Raw genomic sequence first — 21,496 nt, 5'->3', positions numbered from 1 at the left:
CGGTGGCACTGGGACAGTCCAGGTTCAGGCCAGACGCATGCGATCGAGCAGCATCTGGTTGACCATATGGACGTCAAACCGGGCTTGCGCGATGTAGCGCGACTGCCGACCCATTTCCGCGGCCAGTCTCGTATTGCGGGCAAAAACCGACATGGCTTCGGCCAGGCCGAGCGGATCCCGAGGTTTGACGACCAATCCGTTCACGCCGGGTTGCACCGTGTCGCGGCAGCCCGGCAGGTCGGTCGTGACGATCGGCCGGCCGGTTGCGAGGGCCTCGAGTATGCTTCGTGGAATGCCCTCCCGATAATAGGAGGGCAGAACGAAGACGCTGCACGCCGCAAGGTAAGGACGTACGTCCTGCGTATATCCGAGGTAGTCCAGGATGCCTTCGCGGACCCATCCGTCGATCTCGTCACGCGAGATGGCGGCCGGATTGCTGTCGAAGCTGCCGAGCAGTTGGAACTTCGCATCCGGGAACGTGCGACGCACGATTCGGGCCGCCTCGACGTACTCCACGATACCCTTGTCGCGCAAAAGGCGAGCGACGAGAAGAAAGACCGGTCCGCGCTGAGGTGGCGACGAAAAAGCGAAATGCTCGAGGTCAACCCCCGATCCCGGGATCAGACTGAGCACGGCAGTGCTGTCGAGCATCTGGTATTTGCAAATGTCCGCGCGATCGGCCTCGTTGTAGACGAACACGGCCTTCGCGCCGCGGAAGGCAATGCGATACAGCCAGACGCACAAGTGCCTAACCAGGCTCGACTTCAACGTGGCGGGTGTCTCGTTCGAAAAGACATGCCCGAGGCCGGTGACGAGGAAGCAGCGGTCCTTGATCCCGAGCATCCGGGCGGCAATCCCCCCGTAGATGATTGGCTTCATCGTATAGGGCAGGATCACGTCCGGCTTCAGCCGCTTGAAATGTTGCCTCAGCGACCAAAGCGTGCGCAGGTCATCCAGAGGATTGAGCCCGGTGCGAGCCATCGGGATCTGCACGAAACGGACGCCGATCTGCGCCAGGTGCTGTTCGACCCGTTCGTCGTTTTCCGGAGCAAAGGCAACGACCTCGTGCCCGGCTTTGACCAATCTCTTCAGCAGCTCCAGCCGGAAATTCGTCAGCGAAGCGGTCAGGCTCGCAACGACCGCTATCACGCGCCTCTGTGCCGGCGCCTGTTGCGGGTGGCAGGAGTCGGCAGGGAAGGAGAGTCGGATGTCGCCGCGTTCAACGTAGGGGCGCGAAGTTGACATGGTCGGGTTCACGGCCGTCCCCCGCGAGAGTTTCTTCCTGATGCCGCGGGAAACGGCATGGAGCGACATGTGCCGTCAGCCTGGAGTGATGGAGTTCGGTTGTGCATCCCAGTCTCCGCGCTCGGCCTGCTATCAGACCACAAACAATGTTGCAGCTCTGCGCCTTTGACGACCGCCCATCCTGACCTGCGTCGTGCCGCCCGACACGAGCCACGCATTGCATGCGACAGCAGGCCAGCTTTCGCGGCTTATCAGTTCAAGATCCCGGCAGGCCTAGCTCCTTCCGCGCGCCCTTGTCGTAGCCGTTGCGCCGCGGACGTCCCTTCGCAAAATTCCGTCGCCGAAGCGGCGTAGGTTCCTGGAAGGGATGGGAGTTCGCGTTCACCGGTTCCGGCTCATAGCGGGGAAGCAACTCGCGCATGACCGCCTTCAGGCCCTTCTCGTTGCCTCGCTCGGCATGACGCTGCAGCCGGGTGAATGCGTCGCTCAGCGTCGGCAGGGATATCGGATCCGGAACCGCCCCGAGGACACCCGGCACCGGCGAATCGATGCGCTTGTCCGTTTCGTCGAACAGTTCCTCGAAGAGCTTCTCTCCCGGCCGGCATCCGATGATCTTGATCTCGATCTCGCGATCGGGCGTGAACCCTGCCAACTGGATCATGCGGCGGGCGATATCGATGATCTTGATCGGCTCGCCCATGTCGAGAACGAAGATTTCCCCTTGGCCGAGTTGCTTTTCGAAGCCGTATGCAGAGGCCTGCAGCGTCAATTCGACCGCTTCGCGAATGGTCATGAAGAAGCGTGTCATGCAGGGGTCGGTGACGGTCAGCGGGCCACCGCGTGCGAGCTGGCGTTTGAAAAGCGGGATCAGCGAACCGCTCGATCCGAGGACGTTTCCGAAGCGCACGGTCATGAAACGCGGACCCTTGCCGGTTTCGACGCCATCCAGGTCGAGCGCCTGGCAATAAAGTTCCGCCAGGCGCTTGGTCGCACCCATGACGCTTGTCGAGTTCACAACCTTGTCGGTCGAGATCTGGACCATTGCAAGCGTGCCGAATTTCTTCGCCGCATTGGCAACGTTCATCGTTCCGATGACGTTGGTCAGCACGCCTTCGCACGGATTCATCTGCACCATCGGCACATGTTTCAAGGCAGCCGCATGGAACACCAGTTCCGGCCGGTGCCTGTCGAAGATTTCATCGACGCGCTGGCTCCGTCTGACGCTGCAAAGATAGCTGAAGCGCGGGACGGTGGCGAAATTCTCGCTGAGCGTCATGTCGATCGCGTAGAGATTGTATTCTGTGTTGTCGATCAGCACGATCTCCGCCGGCGCGCAGGCGGCGATCTGGGTGGTTAGCTCACTGCCGATCGAGCCGCCGGCTCCGGTTATCAACACGCGCCGGCCGCTGACGAGACGTCGAATGGCCTCCTTGTCGAGCGCCGCCTGTGGGCGCTCCAGAAGGTCGGTCAACTCGATCGATCGAAGCTCGTAGGGATTTTCCGTTTTTGCACGCTTGAGCTCGGTCATTTGAGACAGGCGCGACACCGCGATCCCCAGCCTCTCGGCCGATTTCAACAGTTCGTCGGACGCCGCGTCCCCGAACGTCGAAGGCGCTTCGGTGAAGACGACGTGCCGCGGCTGCCGGTTCACCCGCTGCAGTTCGCTCACGACATTCTCGAAATCCTCGATCCGGCCGGCAATCGGAACGCCGCGAAGCGTCATGCCGATGTGGTCGGCTGTCTTGTCGAGGCAGGCGACGGGCAAGTATGTGGTATTTGGATCCCGAGCGAGCGCGCGCAGATAGAGGTCGGCCGCGTCACCCGCCCCGACGATCAGCAGCGGTGTCCGGTGGTCCGCCTTTGCCGCGCCGTTGCGGGCAATTCTGAAAGCCGGTCGCGCCAGTGAAATCTCATCCGCGCGAAAGCTCAGGCGAGAGGCGGCCAGGCAGGCGATCAAGAGCAGCGATTGCAGCGGGACGACCGTTCTCGGAATTTCGCTCAGCCGCGTTGAGAAGAACAGCAGCGAGACGAGCAGCAAGGAGGTCAGCAAGGCTGCCCGAAGGATGGTGAACAGATCTGAAATGGAACCGTATTTCCAGTTTCGGCTGTACAAGCCGGACAACGGGAAGACGAAGGCGCAGATTGCCACATATTGCAGGCCCGACCATACCAGCACGGAGGCGGTTTCCGGCCGGGCGTTGAGGCCGGTGACGCCATAACGCAACAGCAGCGCCACGGCGAGCGCGATCGCCGCCGACCCAAGGTCCACAAGATAAAGCGCCGAGCATTTTTGAGCGCTCCGAGCCGCGGTCGAGAGACGCCGCAGACCGATGTCGCGAGCGGTGTCCGCGATGGCCCAAATCATTTTTCCGAAGGATTTTGCTGATGGGTCCTTCCGCGATAGCGGTGGCCACTCTAGGAAATTGTCACGAAACGCCTTCGCGGCGGCGTATATACGCAGCATGACGGCCCCTTCCTAACAAGTGCAAGCCTTACCGCCCAGCCGCGCGACGACCGCAATTGCCCTCGCGCCCCATTACTGTGGGAGGGTCGTCGCCTGTGAGTTTTGTCTGGTCGACAGGGTCGAAAGGCTAATATTCATTTTCAACAAAAAATGGTTGCCCCGCGATGGTCAAATCTCGGCGCAAAACTATACAAGTCATATTCGAATTCCGTAATAAAAAAGCACGTAATTAACGAGTTGTAAATAGATTTCGCGTGTCAAGCTAAATATAATTTCCTATTTGATTGCTAGAGTTTAGCGGTTACGGCCGGTGCATCGATAAGTTGCTAACCGTGCAAGATGCGCCTAAAAGGTTGATATGAGAGCGAATTCCGACTTGGGCCTTCCTTCAACCGGATTGCAGTCCCGCCAGGCCGGCCTCCAGTGCGTCGAGATCGGGTAAAACAATGTGCGGCTTGTAGGCGTCCTCGGGGGCTTCACGGAGGTGAATTCTATCGGCCCGAGCCACTTGAACCGTCCACCATCCACGCGCACGGGGGGTCACGAAATCCTTGCGAGGATTGTCCGCCACGTAGACGATGCGTGAAGGGGGCGCTTCAGACCACGCCTCGATCGCCGCAAAGGCGCGCGGGTGCGGCTTCCAGAATTCAGCTCCCCAGGCATCCGTGTAGATGATGTGTTCGACCAACCGGTCGAGGCCGAGTGCCTGCACTTTCGCCAGTTGTGTTGCAGACGGCCCATCGGTAATCATGGCAAGCCTTTGCCCGAGGCGGCGTCCGCGAAAGAAGCGCTCGGCATCGGGCGCAAGCGCGATTGTGGGTTTGTGGCCACGATAGACGGCAACGAGTTCGCCAACGAGAGCCTCGTCGAAAGCCACGCCGAGCTCGCAGAGCGCCTCGTCGAAGATCTTCGTCCTGTGACCCTCGTTGAAAAGGGCCTCGCAGCGTTCTGCCAGCCCGTGCAAGCCGCTCCGGCCGGCGTACCAATCGCCGGCGGCCCTGAAGCCGCTGAAGGCGAAATCCCGCTCGAGATAGAGTGTGTCGTCCAGGTCGAATACCAGAACGCCTTCGCGGCCGGACACTGCCCTACCCTCCATAGACCGCTGCATCGTAGCGCAGCATCAATACGCCCTCGCGCCAGTCATCATGCGCGCTGCTCGGCAGGCCGGCGACTTCTTCGAGAAGCCAGCGCGCAAAGGTTGCGCCGGCACGATCGACCAGCGGGTAACCGCCGCCGAACCGGGCATTGATTTCGATGACCTTCGGTCCGTTCTGGCGGTCGGCGATAATCTGGAAGCACAGGACACCGCGCGCTTCCGGCAAGGCGTCGGCAAGCCGGTGGGCGATTTCGGTGAAACGCGGATCGCGGACCGTCCTGCCCTTTTCCACTTCACCCGCCCGGATGCTCAGACGATGATGGGCGACGGCGGCTTTCAGCATGCCTGTCGCATCGATGAAGGCATTGATCGTGTATTCCGGCCCATCCAGAAACTCTTGCACGATCATCGGTTCCTCGACGTCCTGGGGCAGCTCGTCGGGTGTGCGCACAAGCCGGATAAGCCGGCTCGCGCTGCCGTTGCGTGGCTTCATGAAGAGCGGCCATGGCCATTCGCCGGGCCGCTCGCGCACATCCTCGTACGTGCTTGTGGCCGGCACCGGCACACCGGCCGCGCCGAGCACCCGCATGGTCTCCGCCTTGTCGCGCGCAATATTGATGACCGACGGCGGACTGACGTGGACACGGGCGCCGATGGCCTCGAATTCACCGGCCGCAAGCGCGAGCGGCAGCAGTTCCGGATCGATCGTCGGCACCACGAGCCGCACCTCGTGGCGCGAGGCGATGTCGAGTAGGCTGGCGGCGAAGTCCGGGTGATCGATCCTGGGTACCTTGAAGGCCTTGTCGGCGACCTGGCAGGCCGCACTCAAATCGGGATCGGCGTCGCAGGCCAGTACTTTGAGATCGTGATCGATCTCGCGGGCCGCCCGGCGGAAGCACTCGATCAGGCCGACGCGCCTGCCGGCGGAGGAAACCAGTATCGCCAGAGATGTGCCCCTCATCTATGCACCTCCGCTGAACTTGCTGTGAACTGGCGGGCGCTTGCCGGACGGCGACGTCCAGGCCGACACCTCGATGCACTGGTCGTCGCCACAAAGAACCACGAAACCATGTTCCGTGTGGGCCTGGACCTGGCCGACGAGACCGATATAGCGCCCGCGATTGTCGAAGGCCGTGGCGGCGTCGATGCGGATTTTCTCGCCGCGTAGAAAGGTGAAAGCCCCGGGATAGGGTTCGCCGACGGCGCGGATCAGACGCAATACCGCTGCGGCCGGGCTGCGCCAGTCGATGAGGCCGTCATCGGCCGTGCGCTTGGCGCAATAGCTTGCCTGCGCGTGGTCCTGCTCGGCCCGGGGCGCGTCTCCGCCCTCGACAAGTGCCACGGCTTGCACCACCATTTCGGCGAGGTTGGCCGTGTGTTTCGCGTAGAGACTGCGCGCGGTCTCGTCGGGCGCAACGGCGAACAGGCGCTGCAACACGATCGGTCCGGAATCCACGCCATCGTCCAGCCAGAAGAGAGTAGAGCCGGTCGTGTCTTCCTGGTGCAAGATCGTCCAGGGAATGACGGCGCGACCCCGAAGCCGTGGCAGCGCGGCCGGATGGAAGCCGATGGTGCCTTTTGCCGCAATATCGCGAAAGGGCTGCTTGCAGATCTGCGACCAACCGACCACCAACGTCAGATCCGGATCGACCGCAGCGATGGCGTCCAGCGTCCCAGGCGCATTGATATCCGTGGCGAAGTGGACTGCGCTTCCGGCTGTCCGCGCTGGACCCGCGATGTCTACAAAATCGGAGTGGCGTCCCGCCGCGTCCAATGGGAGGGTTATCACCAGTGATGGGACGCGCCCCGCCTTGATAAGGGCATCCAGCGCAATTTGAGAGCCCTCGACGGCACCGACGAAAACGATACGCATGTTCTATGCACCAGGGACAACGGATCGAAGGCGACGTATATTGCAGCCGCTGTCGCGACTACGTCGCTCGAAAACTTCAAAGGGGTCACAGTGCAACTTTCGCTTTTGTGACCGGCAACAGCAAATATTACAATTTTTGAACGCTAATATTGAACTATCAAACACAATAACGGCAGCCGTGTCCACAGCACCGATTCAAAAATCGTCACGACCCTGGGCGGAAAGGTTAGTGACAGATTGAGGGACGGGGGGGAGGGTTCCCGGCGCTTCTGCGTATCGCGGACATAATTAGGGATTTACCTGACAGTCGAATAAATTGCGGACTCCCTGCAATTCAAATAAAGTATCGTATAGCGGTTCAACGACGACTTGCACCGATCAGCAACGTTTAAGTTTTTAAAAGTTTGAAGTCAGTTATTTTAAAACCTGAAACAGGTTGTCAACAATTTGCCCGAAGGCATATTCGCAGCAAGGGCTAGAACGGGTGCGGGGGGCGCGTGATGGCGGACACTGATCAGCACACGTCGCCACTGACCGCCGTCGGTCTTCATCCCTCAACCAGGCATGACGGTCGCCGCTGGCGTTGGGGTTGGCTGCCTTCGCCCATGCTGATCCGTTTCGGCATTGTGGGGGTGATCAATGTCGCCGTCGACCTCGGTGGCTTTATCCTTTTGGCTACAGGATTCGGGCTGTCAGGGCCACTCGCCAACATGGTTTCCTTTTCGGCGGCCATTGTGACGAGTTACATGCTGAACAATTTCTGGACCTTCCGCAGCCCGGGCCACAGGCGAGGGCACTCGCGGCGGTTTGTCCTGTTTATAACCATCAATGTCATCGGGCTGACGATATCGACCGGGCTGGTGCTCGTGTTCATGCAGTTCGCGGAGAAGGTGCCGGCAAAGCTGGCGTCGATACCGATAGTTTTCCTTTGGAACTACTTAGCCTCCAAATACATAGTTTTCCGGCCGGACGCAAAAGCATGGGCGGCCGGTCAGGTTCTACGTTGATGACGATCGGGGGTCAGATGACGCAGGGCGAAGACGTGAAGACAGCGAAGCCAACCGGCGCACGATACAGACCGGTCCAGAGCGCGGCGACAAGTCCTGATCAAGCGAACCAAAGCCCTCGGATCGTCGTGATCGGGGGCGGTTTTACGGGTCTTGCCGCGGCCTATGAGGCGCTCAAGCAGGGCGCGCAGGTAACGGTCCTGGAAGCAGATCGGGTCGCTGGCGGGCTAGCCGCCTGCTTCGAGGTCAAGGGCGAGCAGCTGGAGCGCTTCTACCACTTCTGGTACAACACGGATCAGCACCTGCTGCGTCTGGTGGATGAGCTTGAGCTCAACGAGGAAGTGGTTGTTCGACCGTCTGCGACGGGAATGTACTATGCGGGGAGCCTGTTCCGCCTTGCCACGCCACTCGATGTGCTGCGCTTCAAGCCACTCTCATTGATCAATCGGCTTCGATTGGGGCTGCTCGTTCTGGCCGCCCGGCGCATCAAGTCGTGGAGGGATCTGGATCATGTCAGCGCGGCGGAATGGCTCTCCAAGCTGTGCGGCAAGGAGGTGTTCCGCGTTGTCTGGGAGCCGCTGCTGCTCGGCAAGTTCGGTAAGCATGCCTATGATGTCTCGGCAGCTTGGTTCTGGGCGAAGCTGTTGCTGCGCGGTGGCAGCCGGGGCAAGGGCGGTGCTGAGAACCTGATGTATTTCAAGGGTGGCTTCAAAGCGCTGGTCGATTACCTCGTCGCCGAGATCCGGCGGCGCGGTGGCAATGTCCGCTACGGGATGCCGGCAACGGGCCTGGAGGTCCGAGATGGTGTTGTCACCGGTGTACGCTGCGCCGACGGACTCTTGCCCTGTGACGGCGTCATCGCGACGACGGCATTGCCGATCATTGCGGATGTGATCGAGGGCCATGTCGATCGTGACTATGGCGCGCGGCTGCGGAAGATCGGCTATCTCGGCAATGTGTGCCTGGTACTGGAGCTGAAGCACAGCCTGTCCGAACTCTACTGGATGAACGTCAATGACCCATCATTTCCGTTCGTCGGCATTATTGAGCACACGAACTTCGAGCCCTTGTGGCCGGGCAAGAACCGGCACATCGTATATCTCTCCAAGTACCTGTCGACAGACGACCCTGTCTACGCGATGAGCGACTTGGACCTGCTCCACTTCGCCCTCCCGCATATCCAGAGGATGTTTCCTAGTTTCAACCGCGATTGGATCATCGATCACCATGTGTGGAGAGCGGACTATGCCCAGCCGTTGGCAGTCACCGGTTACGCCGAGCTGATCCCCGACAACGACACCCCCATCGAAGGTTTTAAGATCGCCTCGATGGCCCAGATCTATCCCGAAGATCGCGGCACGAACCATGCCATTCGGGAAGGACGTCTCGTAGCGGGGCTCCTCGTCGAGGAACTTCGCTCGAAGTTGGGGGCCGGCGTAAATGGCGCAGCCGCCGGGAATCGTTTGGTGTCCCGGCCGAACAAGGGATAACGCAACCTTGACCAGCACATCTGGCGACCAATCCATCCCGCGGCAGGCCGGGTCTTTACCGGCAGCTCTTGGCCTCAACGTCGCCGGCAGGTCAGTTCCGCTTTGGTGTGCACTTAGCGGCGCGGCCGCCCTCCTCGGCCTTGCGATATTCGCCCGTGTCATGTCCGAGGCAATTGGACATGACGAGCAGATCTACATGGGCGCTGGGGCACTGATCGATCGGTATACACTCTATCAGGACGTCAGCTACGCCCATTTCCCCAACCTGCCGATCCTCTTGAGCTTGGTCGTAGGGGATTCACCCGGCTATCATTTCCTCGCCGCACGCTTCACCGTATTCCTTTGCTGGATGGCTTTCCTGGGGGCATTCGGAGCGCTTTCCTGGCGATTGTCCAAGAGCCTGCCGATCACCGTGCTGGCAATACTTTTGATCGTGTCCAATCCGCTGTTCATCGATCACGCGCCAATGCTGGTGGCCAGTCACCTCTTTCCGGTTTGTCTCGCGACTTTCGGCTTTCTGTTCTTCGTGCTGGCTATGGAGCGCGAGCGCCGGCGCTCCCTTTATGTCTTCCTGTGCGGCGCATCTTTGTCACTGGCGGTTGGGTTCAAGGTAAACTACGTGATCGTGGTTCCGCCGTTCGTCGTCGCCGCCTTTCTCCTCCCGCGCTCCTTGAAAGCCTCGGACCGGCTCCGGCGCGTGGTCGTGCCCATGGCGCTCGGCGGCCTCATCGCAGGCCTGCCTTCGATTTACTATTTTTTGACCCACACTGACGCTTTCCTGTTCAACACGGTGGAATATTTTACCGGCCCGCACCGCGCCTATTGGAACGAGCCGGCGCGCGCTTCGACGGTCACGGGTCTCTCTCTGCGCAGCCGGATCATCTTCGCATACCAACTTTGGGGTACCGGTGCTTCAGTGGTTATCCTGGTCGGGCTTTGCTATTGCTTTGCGGCGCTTGCACTGTCGCGCGACCGGAGTGCTGCCTGGCGGCAGCTCGCTGTCTATCCAGTGCCTATCACGCTGGCATTGACAGCACTTGGCGTGCTGATCTCTTTCGTCGTAAAGCCGGCCTTCCCGCAATATTATATGCCGCCCATCCCCTTCATGATCCTGCTGTTGGTCTGCCTGCTGGCGGCTATGACAGCCGAACAGCGTCAGCACGCCCGTCCGCTCATCGCCGCTTTGGCCGTCAGTGCCTTCCTCCTCGGCGCGCCGCAGTTGCTTCAGGACTTGCCGAAGCTTGCAGCGCCTTCGACCTGGACCGGCATCCAGGTACACAACACGGCTACGCGTATGCGCGAACATCTCGGAACCAATGCCGGACGCCCGCGCGTTGCGACGCTCTCGCCGATCTACGCGATAGATGCCGGGCTCGAAATTTATCCGCAACTCGCCTCGGGCCCGTTCTTTTTCAGGGTCGGTGATTATCTTTCCCCGGAGCAGCGCGCCGCCTACAACATCACCTCCCCAAGCACCGTCCACGTCCTGTTCGATGCCGCTCCGCCGGACGCGATCTTGATCGGCCATGAGGGCGAGCTCGACGAGCCCCTGAAGGCCTATGCCTTGGCGCATGGCTACGTGAGAGTGCCGGAGCCTATCGGCACCGACCGCTACGGTGGCAGCATCCTCTATGTCCGTCCGGTCGGCTCCGCGCCGGCAGCAAGTGAGCCTCCGGCCAAGGCCGACCCGGCGGGTTTGGCACCACAATGAGCGGAAGCTAGAGATTCAAACGTTTGGGATGCCGGCGAAAGATAAGCTCGGTGTCATATGCAGCAATTCAGAGTGCTACAGCGACCTTTGCGCGTCCGACAGGACGCGCGGTGCTGTAGCCAAGTGCCCGTCCATAGACAGCGAGCTTTTGGAATTACCGCGGAAGTCGCGCTTCATGTGCGGACAAGGCCGGGAGATCCCGCGTCAGCTTGAACCCAGTTTCGAAGCAGCCCGCTCGTGACGGGGGTGCACGTCGTCGTTCAGGCTCGCTTCGATTATCGGCGCCGGCCGTCGCTTCGACTGCATGAATATCCGCCCGATATATTCGCCTATGATCCCAAGGAAGATCGCGTTCAACGTGATCGAGAGCAGGATGAGGATCGTTGTCGTGGCAAAACCCGCCGGCCAGTCCTGTCCGAAGATCAGTTTTCCGATCACGTAGCCGATCAGCATCACAAAGGTTGCGGTACCCATGATCAGGCTGGTCATTGACGCCATCCGCAACGGCGTCAGCGAGTGATTGAGAATACCGTCCATGGCCAGTGTAAACATCGCCCGGAACGGGAATTTGCTTTCGCCAGCCACCCGCGCCTCGCGGTCGTACTCGAAGCCGATCTGCGAGAAGCCCATGGCGCTGATCAGCCCGCGCAGATAGGGCGAGGTGTCGTCGACCCTGCGCAATTCGTCGAGGATGCGCCGGTCGACAAGACGGAATTCGCCGGCGTTCAGAGGAAGGTCGTCTTCGCTCAGCGCATTGATGCACCGATAGAAGCTGCGCCTTATGAGGGCCGTGAACCAGCCGTCCGTCAGCGAGCGGCGGATTCCATAGACGACCTGGTGACCCTGGCGCCAGAGCGCGACCATCTGCGGAATGAGGTGGGGAGGATCCTGCAGATCACAGTCGATCTGGACCGAGCAATCGCCGGTCGCGGCTTTGTAGGCCACGAGGAGCGAGTGTTGGTAGCCCACGTTGCGGCTAAAGCGGATGACGCGGACGCGGCGATCCTCGCGGGCAATCTCCTGGAGTATCTGGAACGTGCGGTCCGTGGAATGATTGTCGGTGAAGATGATCTCGTAATCATAGCCTGGCAGGTCGCGAAACGTATCCACAATCGCGGCATAGGCTCGCCTGACGTTCGCCTCTTCGTTGAGCGCCGGCACCAGGACAGAAATCAACGGCTTCAGATCGGCCACTTATGGAGCTCCCGTTCTTTCCCGGCGTGAGACAGCCGGCATTTGGGCTAGCGGCTCTTGCGAGCGCGTCTGCTCGCGATACCATGCGACGGTCTCTACGAGACCTTCCGCCAGCGGTGTGGATGCGCTCCATCCGAGGAGGCTGCGAGCCAATGCGGTGGCAGCGCGGAAGTCCGGAATGCCTGACGAACCGTCTGCCGGGCCATAGCTGACGAGCATCGGATCAGCACCCGTTTCGGCGATTATAAGCCTGGCGACATCGCGCATAGCGGGCGCAAAGCCCGTGGCGATGTTGATGATCGTGCCGCCGGGCAGTTGCGCCTCTGCCAAACGGAGAAGCCCGCCGACCGCATCGTCGACATGGATCAGATCGCGCCGATCCTGCGGGTTCCGCACCATCGAAGCCTCTCCGGCCAGGCATCGTGTGATCAGCCACGGCAGCAGATACGCAGTGGACTGTGAAGCGCCGTAGACCAAAGCGAGGCGGGCGGTGACGACTGGAAACGGTAGCCGTCGCTGGAGCGCGCCGAGCAAGTGCGTGGCAGCGACGAGTTCGGCGCCGTAGGCATTTACCGGAATTTCGCGCATATCCTCCTGAAAGGGTGCGGACGCGGCGCCATATTCCGCAAGCGAGCCGGTGCGGATCATGGTTTTCGGAGGGCGGGCGGCGCCTGCCGCTGCGCTGAGCAGCCCGATCAAAACCTGCACCTGCTCGCGCATGCCGTCGCGGACGTCGGAGAGGTCCGCAGCCTCGGCCCTGCGCGGCCGGGCCGCGAGATGGAAGATTTGTTCGGGGGAGACGTCGGAGAAACAATGCTTGAGCGCCGTCTCGGACTGCAGGTCGAAATTGTGCCGAATGATCTCGCCGCGCAAGTCCTCAATCCGGCGGTCGTCTGAGCCCGGCCGGATGATGAGATGAACCTCGTGACCAGCCGCAACGCAAGCCCTCGCGAGATGAGAGCCAACGAAGCCTGCGCCACCGGTAATGAGTATTCGCGACATTGACGTGGACCTTACTGTGTTATCGCTCCAAGCGGCTGCTGAGCGATATGCATGTCGCTCAGCCGCCGCGAAGCGCTACGGTCTCTTTTCGAACGGCTCCACCTCCGACTTCGGCGGCGCAATCCCGTTCTTGAGGCGGAGGACGGAGATCCTCCCGCCCTTCCGCATTCAGAACGCGTCACATTCGACCGAATTCGGTAATGCGCTTCAGCTCGTTCCGTGCGAAACGGCAGCGCTCGCTCGTAGCGGCGTCCGCGTCTTTGGCGTGGCCGAAAAGCTGTCCGCGAATTCGCAGAAGGACGCATGTATATGGTCGAGTTGCTCTTGCGTGAGGCCGTGATGGCACGCGAGCAAGATGCCGCCGCGGGTGACATCATCAGCAACAGGATATCCGTCGTCGGCAATGCGGCATTTCACGCCTTTCATCGCTGGCTGGCGCAGAATGTTGCCCGTAAAGACCGGGCGCGTCTGAATGTCCCGGCGCTCCAGGAAAATCTGCATGTCGCGCCTTGTGAACGGCGCGTCGGGCCGGATCGTGAGCGGAAACGCAAGCCATCCCGTCTTCGAGCCGGGCAGTTGCCGCGGCAGCAGGAACCAGTCCTCGTATTCCTCAAAGAAGGCATACTGAGCGGCGAAGTTGCGTTCCCGCGCGGCAATGTTCTCCTTGAGCCTGTTGAGCTGGACGAGGCCGAAGGCGGCGCCCAGCTCGGACGGCTCCAAATTGAAGCCGAGCATCTCGAACACGAATTTCGCATCGTAGGAGATGCCATCAAGATCGATGTTGAAGCGGTTTTCGATGAGTTCGGAATCGACAAAGAGCGACGAGGTGCGCCCCCAGGAGCGCAGCAGCCGCGCGCGGCGCGCCAGTTCGTCGTCGTTCACGCAGAGCATGCCGCCGTTTCCGGCCGCGGTGATGACATGTGAGCCGTAAAAGCTGGTCGTGCTGACCTCGGAGCGTTGGCCGGTGCTCGTGCCATGCAGCGTGGCGCCGAGCGTGTCGCAACTATCCTCGATAACGACCAGGCCGTGCGCGTCGGCAATCGAGCGGATGCGATCCCAATCCGGAAGGTTGCCGATCAGGGAGGGGATCATCAGAGCGCGCGTCTGCGGCGAGATCATCCGCTCGATGAGATCGACATCGATGTTGTAGGTGGCTTCCGCCGCATCGACGAGGACGGGTACAAGACCTGCCCTTACGAGCGGCGCGATGGTTGTCGCGAAGGTCAGCGCCGGCGTAATGACCTCAGCGCCCTTCGGGAGGTTCAACATCTCGATCGCAATATAATTGGCGGACGATCCGGAGTTGACCATGATGCCATGTCGCTTGCCGAAGTGCGCCGCTACGCGCTCCTCCATTTCCCTCACGGACTGACCCATCTGGGTCGATCTGCGCATGGTGTCGGCGACGGCTGCGATCTCTTCCTCGCCGTAAACGGCCTGCCCATAGTTAACACGCATTTCACACTCCCCATCCACGGTTCGTCGGGCGCCAAACTCAGACTGTGTGGCCCCACGCTGCTGCGTATTCGTCAAGCTGCTGTTGTGAGAACCGACGTATGTCGGTCGGGTGTTCCAAGTATTTCCGGTACCAGGCGACTGTCATGGCGACCGCCTCGTCGAGGCGGAGCAAGGGCTTCCAGCCAAGTCCGACGTGCGATTTCGTGCTGTCCAGCCGCAGGACGATAGATTCTTTCGGTTCGTCGGCACGGCGTTCCACGACATATTCGGGCGCGGCCGCGCCCCAGTGGGTGACAACCAGTTCGGCGAGCGTGCCGACGTCGACGGTTGCCTCCTTTTCAGGGCCGAAGTTCCAACCGCCGGCAAAGCGCTGACCGTCGTCCATCAAGCCGGCGGCGAGCATGAGATAGCCGCGGATCGGCTCCAGCACATGCTGCCAGGGCCTGATGTTCTTTGGGTTTCGTAGCCGCGCCGGTGTGCCGGTTTCCACTGCGCGCACCAGATCCGGGATCAGCCGATCCGCGCCCCAGTCGCCACCGCCGATGACATTGCCGGCACGCACCGTGGCAAGCTGCGGTCCCTCGGGATTGCTGAAGAAGGAGGCGCGATAGGCGGCGGCGACGAGCTCGGCGCAGCCCTTGGAAGAACTGTAGGGATCACGCCCGCCCATCGGGTCAGTTTCCCTGTAGCCCCAGACCCATTCGCGGTTCTCGTAGCACTTGTCGCTGGTGACGACGACAACTCCCCGAAGCGAAGGCATGCGGCGAGCCGCGTCGAGCACGACGGCTGTCCCCACCACATTGGTTAGATAGGTGTCGACCGGTGTCTCGTAGGACGCGCGGACGACCGCTTGGGCGGCCATATGGATGACGAGGTCGAAATCCTGGCCGTCAACGCTTTGGCTGAACCCGGTTTCCGTACGGATGTCGCCGATGCGCCCATCGACAAGGCCCTCGAGATCCACCGCTTTGCAGAAGGAGGGAGCCGTCGCCGGCAGCGCGACGCCCACGACGTTCGCGCCGAGACGCCGGAGCCAGAGCGACAGCCATCCGCCCTTGAAACCGGTATGTCCGGTAACCAGCACACGGCGGTTGCGCAGCACCTGTGAAAGGTAGACCTCGTCCACGGCGACCTCCGCACTCTAGGCCGTTGCCTGTGGCTGCTGGGGCGAAGCGGTCGCGGAAACGAGGCTTCGTTCAAACTGCAGCCACGGCGGGTCGTCCGTTTCGGCGAGGCCGTTGAGGTAGTCGCGGTCGCGTACCGTGTCCATCGGATGCCAAAAACCCTTGTGCTTGTACGCAAAGAGCTGGCCGTCCTTGGCAAGGTTTGTCAGCGGCGACATTTCAAGCGGCTCCGCTGCACCGGGAATATAGTCCAGGACGCCGGGCTCGAAGACAAAGAAGCCGCCATTGATCCAGGTTTCGTGCCTGCGCACCTTTTCGGTGAACTCGACGACCTGATCGCCTTCGAGCTCCAGGTTGCCGAAACGCGCCGGCGGTTGCACGGCTGTCACGGTGGCGAGGCGCCCGTGAGAACGGTGGAAGGCGAGAAGCGCCTCGATGTCGATGTTGCCGACACCGTCGGAATAGGTGACCATGAACGTATCGCCGTCCAGCCAGTCGCGCAGGCGCAACAACCGTCCGCCGGTCATGGTCGAAAGGCCGGTGTCGACAACCGAGACGTTCCAGTCCAACGGATGAACGGGGCGAAGAACCATCGACCCGCTTCCAAGCGCAACCGTGAAGTCCGCGGTCGACAAATGGAAATTGTGGAAGAAGTTCTTGATGGACATGCATTTGTAGCCGCCCGCCACGACGAAATCGTGGTAGCCCCAGTGGCTGTAGATATCCATCACGTGGAGAATGATGGGCTTTCCGCCGACCTCCACCATCGGTTTCGGAATGCGGGTGGTTTCTTCCGCGAGGCGCGATCCAAAGCCCCCGGCGAAAAGTACGACTTTCATGACGGCCTCCAACAGGTCAGTAGTGGAATTCCGGTTGGGTCATCCAATCGGTGCCGTGCACGTGTTTCTTGAACACGCGCGCAAAGACGCCTTTATCGGCAAGTAAGTCAAAAGCAGCTGAAAGCCGGAAAGGCGCGCAGATTTTTGTATAAATATGACTGTACTTAAGCTAAATTTCGCTGAATAATACTCGGTAACTTGATATATGATGAATATGCTATCTGACCTTCGGTAAATCCGCAAGCCACAGAGGTGTCAGGATAAACCTTGCGACCTTGTCAGGATTAGGCCGGGCGGCCGTTGAAACAGCCATTTTCGACGATTGAAAACGCGAGCCGTGTTTCCCGGTACAACACGCGTTCGCCACAGATTTTTCTGTTCGGCGTATCTTTATGACAAATGTTGAAGAGATTTCCGTTTCGAAGATCACCGGGCAATCAGTAAAGCCGAGAGCGCTGTTGTTCAGCACCGGGGTTGTTGTTCTCTCCGGGCTGCTTTTATGCTGCTTGCTGCTTCGCATCGTGAACTACGAGGTGCGTAAGGACGAGCAGCTGTACGTCCCGCCAATCCGGCTGCTTGATCAATATCAGATTTACACAGACTTCTTTTACAACCATCCGCCCGGTTCGGCGTGGTTGTTCTACGGGATCGGCAAAATCGTCGGTTCGGATCATCTCATGCTCGCAGGCCGAGTTTCGATCTTCCTGACCTGGCTTCTGCTCCTGGCGGTCATCGGCTGGATCACCCACACACTCACTCGATCGGCGCTCGTCGCCTGGTGCGCCGCCGTCCTGACGGTTACGAATGAGCTCTTCCTGTCGCAGACCGGGATGACGGCGACAAACAATTTGCTGCCGCTGCCCTTCTCGCTTCTCGGCGTCGGGCTCTTCGTGCTTGCGGTCAAGGATCGGCGCGCCTCGCCGGCGGTGGTTGGCGCAGCAGGTTTCTGTTTGTCGATTGCGGCGAGTTTCAAGATCAGCGCCGTCGCCTTCATCCCCCCTGTCGCGATCGCCGCCTTTTTCCTGCCGCGCGGTTACGATTTTCGCCAACACCTCCTGCGCGTCGTCCTGCCGCTTGCGCTGGGGGGATTGCTCGGTGGACTTCCGATCCTTGTTCCGCTGGTCTCCGACCCGCAGATGTTCCTCGCCCATGTGCTCGGCTACCATACCGGTCCGCATCTGCAATACTGGCAGGACCCGGCGGTCGAGTCGGAGGGCGCGTCGGTCTCGTCGGCTGCCAAGTTGCTGCTCGCGCAAAGTGTCTGGCTGTCGGCGACGGTCGCCGTCGCGCTTTCCGCCGTCCTCACGCTATTTCTTGCCTGGCTTTTGTCGCCGGCCGGGAATGAGCGGCTGCTGGTTGCCCCGCTGCTCGTGGTCGCGGGAGCCTTTGTTTGCAGCGTCGCGCTGAGCCTGATACCGACGCCCAGCTTCCCGCAATATTTCGGACCGCCGCTGATATGTTTGCCGCTGGCCCTCGCGCTGCTTTATGCCGGCCTCGGCCCCGAAACGCGCCGTTACATGCAACCGGGCCTCGTCGCTGCGACCATTGTCGTGCTCGCTGTCGCAGCGCCTCGCCTCGTGCAGCATCTGTCGACGCTCGCGCATCCGGAGCGATGGACCGTGTTGCGGGTCCATGAGGCGGGCAAGACTATTGCCGGGCGCCTTGCGGCCTCAGGCGTCAGCGGCAAGGTCGCGACGCTGTCGCCCATCTATCCGCTCGAAGGCGGGCTCCCGGTCTACCAGGAGCTTGCCACCGGGCCTTTCGCCTATCGGATTGCGGATATTGCCGACCCGAAACTTGCCGCTTTCTACAAGATGACGTCTCCGACGACGATTGGCGCGTTGTTCGAGGCCGATCCGCCTGCAGCGTTGCTGCTCGGCTTTGACGAGGTTCTGGAGCGGCCGATGCTCGCCTATGCACAACGCAACCGCTACGTGGTTTCGTCCGACCTCGGGATCAAGGATCGGTATGGGATGCCGGTCCTGTACGTCAGGCCCCAGGCGGATTGAGCTGCGTTCGTTTCACGAGTGCACCTGCGGCGGAAGCATTCAGGATTGTGCGGGAGCGTGCGTATCTTCGATCGATCTCCGGGCGCTTAGCGATGGGCGCCGCGCGACCGATGCGGCGATGGTGTCGTCCCAGAGCTGCAGTACCGATGACGTTGCGTAGCGCGTCGTCGCGGCGACGGCTGCAGCGCTTGCGAGCTTTTCCCTCAGTGTTCGGTCCGTGATCAAGCGGCGAATTGCATCGGCGAGCCGTTCCACGTCTGCCGCAGGCACGAGCAAGCCGGTATCGGGGCTGCTCAGGATTTCCGATGGACCCCAGGGGCAGTTGAACGCGATGACGGCGAGCCCGGCCGTCATCGCTTCGAGAAGCACGTTCGGAAAGCCCTCGAAACGAGAACTGAGAACGAAGATATCCCCGGCGCTGGTCCAGTCAGCGGGAGACTTGGTGACGCCGGGCATCCGGACGCGATCGCCGAGGCCGAGGTCGCGCACCTGCTGTTCCAGGGCGGGGCGCTGCGGCCCCTCGCCGAAAATCGTGAGCGTCGCAGTCGGCGTCGCTGCGGCGACGCTTCGAAAGGCCTGGAGCAGGAGATCGAAACCCTTCTGTTTGTCCAATCGGCCGACGGCAATAAGCCTCGTGCCGTCGCCGGGGGCACGCGCGCAGGCAGCCGGCAGGGCGACAGGATTTGGGATGATGACGGCCTTGGCTTTCAGCTTTTCCGGCAGGCAGCGGCAGGCTTCGTTCGTCTGCATGACGAGGCTTGTTGCAAGACGCGCCGCGAACGGCCGTGCAAGCCGCCAGAACACATGCATCTCCTGCGACCTGAAATTGTTGCGCTCCGACATGATGACCGCTGTGTTGAGGCCCCACGTCGCCAGCCCGACCAATATGTTGATCTTGGTCAGAAACGAGATCACGAGATCGGGCTGAAGGGCCTGCAGGCGGCGGCGAAGCGCCAGCAGCCGCCACCCCATTCCGGAAGCCGGCAGAGGCTGGCGTTTCTCGTCTACAAGGGGTTCGGCTACAAGGGGTTCGACGCTGATCGCACCGTCGTATGGAAAATAGGACTCCGGCCCTGTCGCGTTGACGGGGATCACATGGACAGTATCCCCGCGAGCGAGCCGGTGATGCGCTACGAGGTTGACGATTTTCTCGGCGCCGCCGGCGCCTAGTCCGGACAGGACGAACACTATTTTCACAGGATCCCCCTCGTTTCGGCGACGGCGTGCGAACGAGCCCTCGAGCGAGGCGCGCGCGGTCGCCGCTGCCTCGCGTTGACGGGCGCTGCGCCATCGCGCCGGTTCAGGTGAAGCGCGGCCGCCGGACCGCAGCGCGCCGATCGTGCATTCAGTTGACGCTCATCCAGCCATGCGTCAGAGCAAAGTGAACGATCTGCGCGCGTGAATGCAGGTTCAGTTTTTCGATGGCACGCGCCTTGTACGTTTCGATCGACTTGACGCTGATATTGGCGCGGGCGCCTATTTCCTTGTTGGAGTAGCCGAGCGCAACCAGCCTCAGCACATCCCGCTCCCGCGCGGTCAGCCCCGAAGCGTCGGCGGAAGTCGAACGGGTGGCGTGTTGATCGGTCGGCGGCGCGGTCATCTCCCGCGCTGTCGGAGGATCGAAAAACAGCCCGCCCAGCATGACTGAGCGAATGGCCAGAAGCAGATTCTGTCCGGCTGAGCATTTCTGAACGAAGCCCTTTGCCCCGGCCTGCAGTGCTTGCTGGACATAGGAGCGGTCGTGGTACTGGGTCATGATGACGATGCGGCCCGAATATCCGCTCGCGATGATCTTCTCGGCCAGCGCGAGACCATTCATGTCCGGCAGCGAGACGTCCAGGATGGAGACGTCCGGCGCCTGCCGAGTGATGACCGTCAGCGCGTCGGCGCCAGTATTCGCTTCGCCGACGCAGACGATGTCGTCGCACGTGTCGATCAAGGCGCGGACGCCTGCTACGATAATTGGATGGTCATCAACGATGACTGTTCGAATTGGCGAGGTCATGCCAGCCCCCTCTCGCACTGCTGAGCGCTCGAACGCTCCGTCGGAACTGCGACAGTGAGACGCGTGCCCCGTGCGGTCCGCTCGAGCGTCAGCGTGCCGCCAAGCTCGGCAACACGCTCCCGCATGCCCGCGATCCCGGAGGGCCGGTGGAAGCCCCGATCGTCTGGCATTGGCCGTCGCCCTTTACCAGTGCCATCGTCCTCGATTGTTAGAACCAGGCAGGTTGCTATCTGCCGCAGGCGAATTGTCACGAGCGATGCCGTAGCAGCGTGCTTGGCGATATTGGTGAGCCCCTCCTGGGTGATCCGGAAGAGCGTCCCCGCAGTCGCGTTGTCGATCCGGAAATCCTTGGCGGCCTCGTGCAGGAAACGCGTGGCGATCCCTATGTGATTTTCCCATCGTCCGATTGTGTCCGAAAGTGCCGTAATCAGATCGGATCCATCCGGCGTTGTGCCCTCTGAACCGGACGTCACCTTCTCCAGTTCCCGGCTGAGTTGCACCAGCATCTCGCGAACGTCATTGCAGTGGCGCGACAGGACCCCGTCCCCACTCGCGCGTTCCAGCGCGTCCAGGCGAAAGAGGGCCGCAACGATATACTGGCCGGAAAGATCATGGATGTCGCGTGCCAGCCGTCGCCGCTCCCGCTCCACAGCACTTGCCGTCAGACGGTAGTGATCGAGTTCGGGTACCGCGGAAACGTCGCTCCCGCCGGAGATTTCCATGCGAGCGTGCTTCAGGCGGACGTCATTTTCGAACGCGACAACCGGAAGGCGAACCGCAACACGGCTTGAAAAGTCTTTTCGTGACTTAGTCATGCAAGAGACCTCGCCAGGATATACAACAGGTGACAATCGCCCGGCAGGAGCGGGTCGGCTAAAATATCAGGTCCCGACAATCAGGATCGTTAAAAAATCAAAGTAATGCCAGTTCTTTTCAGAAGCCTAAAATAACAGATAGTGCCTAGGCGTCAACTTGGCCG

The 21,496-nt window shown here is 61.1% G+C and carries 17 protein-coding genes; 4 read left to right on the top strand and 13 right to left on the bottom strand.

The window, feature by feature from the left end:
* Nucleotides 1–24: 24 nt before the first annotated feature.
* The 5 genes from QN222_RS07070 to QN222_RS07050 form a co-directional block, all read right to left on the bottom strand.
* Nucleotides 25–1,245, bottom strand: coding sequence for a glycosyltransferase family 4 protein (locus QN222_RS07070; protein ID WP_283964632.1), 1,221 nt, complete (start codon nt 1,243–1,245; stop codon nt 25–27).
* 256 nt (nt 1,246–1,501) lie between these two features.
* Nucleotides 1,502–3,610 carry a nucleoside-diphosphate sugar epimerase/dehydratase gene (locus QN222_RS07065; protein WP_283964631.1) on the bottom strand — a complete coding sequence of 703 codons (2,109 nt, stop codon included), beginning with the start codon at nt 3,608–3,610 and terminating at the stop codon, nt 1,502–1,504.
* Between the two features lie 487 nt (nt 3,611–4,097).
* Nucleotides 4,098–4,790: an HAD family hydrolase gene (locus QN222_RS07060; RefSeq protein WP_283964630.1), complete on the bottom strand. Its 693-nt coding sequence runs from the start codon at nt 4,788–4,790 to the stop codon at nt 4,098–4,100.
* A gap of 4 nt (nt 4,791–4,794) precedes the next feature.
* The gene (locus QN222_RS07055; RefSeq protein WP_283964629.1) at nt 4,795–5,766 is read right to left on the bottom strand and encodes an ATP-grasp domain-containing protein; all 972 of its coding nucleotides are present in this window, start codon (nt 5,764–5,766) and stop codon (nt 4,795–4,797) included.
* On the bottom strand, nt 5,767–6,678 hold the full coding sequence (locus QN222_RS07050; RefSeq protein WP_283964628.1) for a methionyl-tRNA formyltransferase: 912 nt from the start codon (nt 6,676–6,678) through the stop codon (nt 5,767–5,769).
* 605 nt (nt 6,679–7,283) lie between these two features.
* Between QN222_RS07050 and QN222_RS07045 the strand changes: the two genes are divergently transcribed.
* From QN222_RS07045 to QN222_RS07035, 3 genes are read left to right on the top strand one after another with little or no spacing between them, the layout of a single operon-like run.
* Entirely contained in the window at nt 7,284–7,685 is a 402-nt protein-coding gene (locus QN222_RS07045; protein ID WP_283964627.1) for a GtrA family protein, read from the top strand.
* Between the two features lie 17 nt (nt 7,686–7,702).
* Entirely contained in the window at nt 7,703–9,175 is a 1,473-nt protein-coding gene (locus QN222_RS07040) for an NAD(P)/FAD-dependent oxidoreductase (protein WP_283964626.1), read from the top strand.
* 7 nt (nt 9,176–9,182) lie between these two features.
* Nucleotides 9,183–10,886: a hypothetical protein gene (locus QN222_RS07035; RefSeq protein WP_283964625.1), complete on the top strand. Its 1,704-nt coding sequence runs from the start codon at nt 9,183–9,185 to the stop codon at nt 10,884–10,886.
* Nucleotides 10,887–11,090: 204 nt separating this feature from the next.
* Here QN222_RS07035 and QN222_RS07030 read toward each other — a convergent pair whose 3' ends face one another.
* The 5 genes from QN222_RS07030 to rfbF form a co-directional block, all read right to left on the bottom strand.
* On the bottom strand, nt 11,091–12,080 hold the full coding sequence (locus tag QN222_RS07030) for a glycosyltransferase family 2 protein (protein ID WP_283964624.1): 990 nt from the start codon (nt 12,078–12,080) through the stop codon (nt 11,091–11,093).
* Complete coding sequence (locus QN222_RS07025; RefSeq protein WP_283964623.1) at nt 12,081–13,082, bottom strand: NAD(P)-dependent oxidoreductase; 1,002 nt, start codon at nt 13,080–13,082, stop codon at nt 12,081–12,083.
* A 207-nt stretch (nt 13,083–13,289) separates the two neighbouring features.
* On the bottom strand, nt 13,290–14,540 hold the full coding sequence (locus QN222_RS07020; RefSeq protein WP_283964622.1) for a DegT/DnrJ/EryC1/StrS aminotransferase family protein: 1,251 nt from the start codon (nt 14,538–14,540) through the stop codon (nt 13,290–13,292).
* A 37-nt stretch (nt 14,541–14,577) separates the two neighbouring features.
* The gene (rfbG, locus tag QN222_RS07015; protein ID WP_283964621.1) at nt 14,578–15,666 is read right to left on the bottom strand and encodes a CDP-glucose 4,6-dehydratase; all 1,089 of its coding nucleotides are present in this window, start codon (nt 15,664–15,666) and stop codon (nt 14,578–14,580) included.
* 15 nt (nt 15,667–15,681) lie between these two features.
* Entirely contained in the window at nt 15,682–16,503 is an 822-nt protein-coding gene (gene rfbF, locus QN222_RS07010; RefSeq protein WP_283964620.1) for a glucose-1-phosphate cytidylyltransferase, read from the bottom strand.
* A 392-nt stretch (nt 16,504–16,895) separates the two neighbouring features.
* On the opposite strand from rfbF, the gene QN222_RS07005 reads away from it, so the two are divergent.
* Nucleotides 16,896–18,512 (top strand): phospholipid carrier-dependent glycosyltransferase, encoded by a 1,617-nt coding sequence (locus QN222_RS07005; protein WP_284005327.1) that lies wholly within the window; start codon nt 16,896–16,898, stop codon nt 18,510–18,512.
* 39 nt (nt 18,513–18,551) lie between these two features.
* Here QN222_RS07005 and QN222_RS07000 read toward each other — a convergent pair whose 3' ends face one another.
* The 3 genes from QN222_RS07000 to QN222_RS06990 all read right to left on the bottom strand — a co-directional run bounded on the left by QN222_RS07000 (nt 18,552) and on the right by QN222_RS06990 (nt 21,332).
* The gene (locus tag QN222_RS07000; protein WP_283963542.1) at nt 18,552–19,709 is read right to left on the bottom strand and encodes a glycosyltransferase; all 1,158 of its coding nucleotides are present in this window, start codon (nt 19,707–19,709) and stop codon (nt 18,552–18,554) included.
* A gap of 148 nt (nt 19,710–19,857) precedes the next feature.
* Nucleotides 19,858–20,517 (bottom strand): response regulator transcription factor, encoded by a 660-nt coding sequence (locus QN222_RS06995; protein WP_283963541.1) that lies wholly within the window; start codon nt 20,515–20,517, stop codon nt 19,858–19,860.
* Nucleotides 20,514–21,332, bottom strand: a complete 819-nt coding sequence (locus tag QN222_RS06990; protein WP_283963540.1) for an ATP-binding protein — start codon at nt 21,330–21,332, stop codon at nt 20,514–20,516. The genes QN222_RS06995 and QN222_RS06990 overlap by 4 nt, the downstream gene beginning before the upstream one ends.
* Nucleotides 21,333–21,496: the final 164 nt, after the last annotated feature.

This window comes from Sinorhizobium sp. 6-70 (assembly GCF_030124375.1).
Taxonomy (GTDB): Bacteria; Pseudomonadota; Alphaproteobacteria; order Rhizobiales; family Rhizobiaceae; genus Sinorhizobium.
Note: the sequence above shows the minus strand (reverse complement) of the source record. Positions and strands in the feature narration are given on the sequence as shown.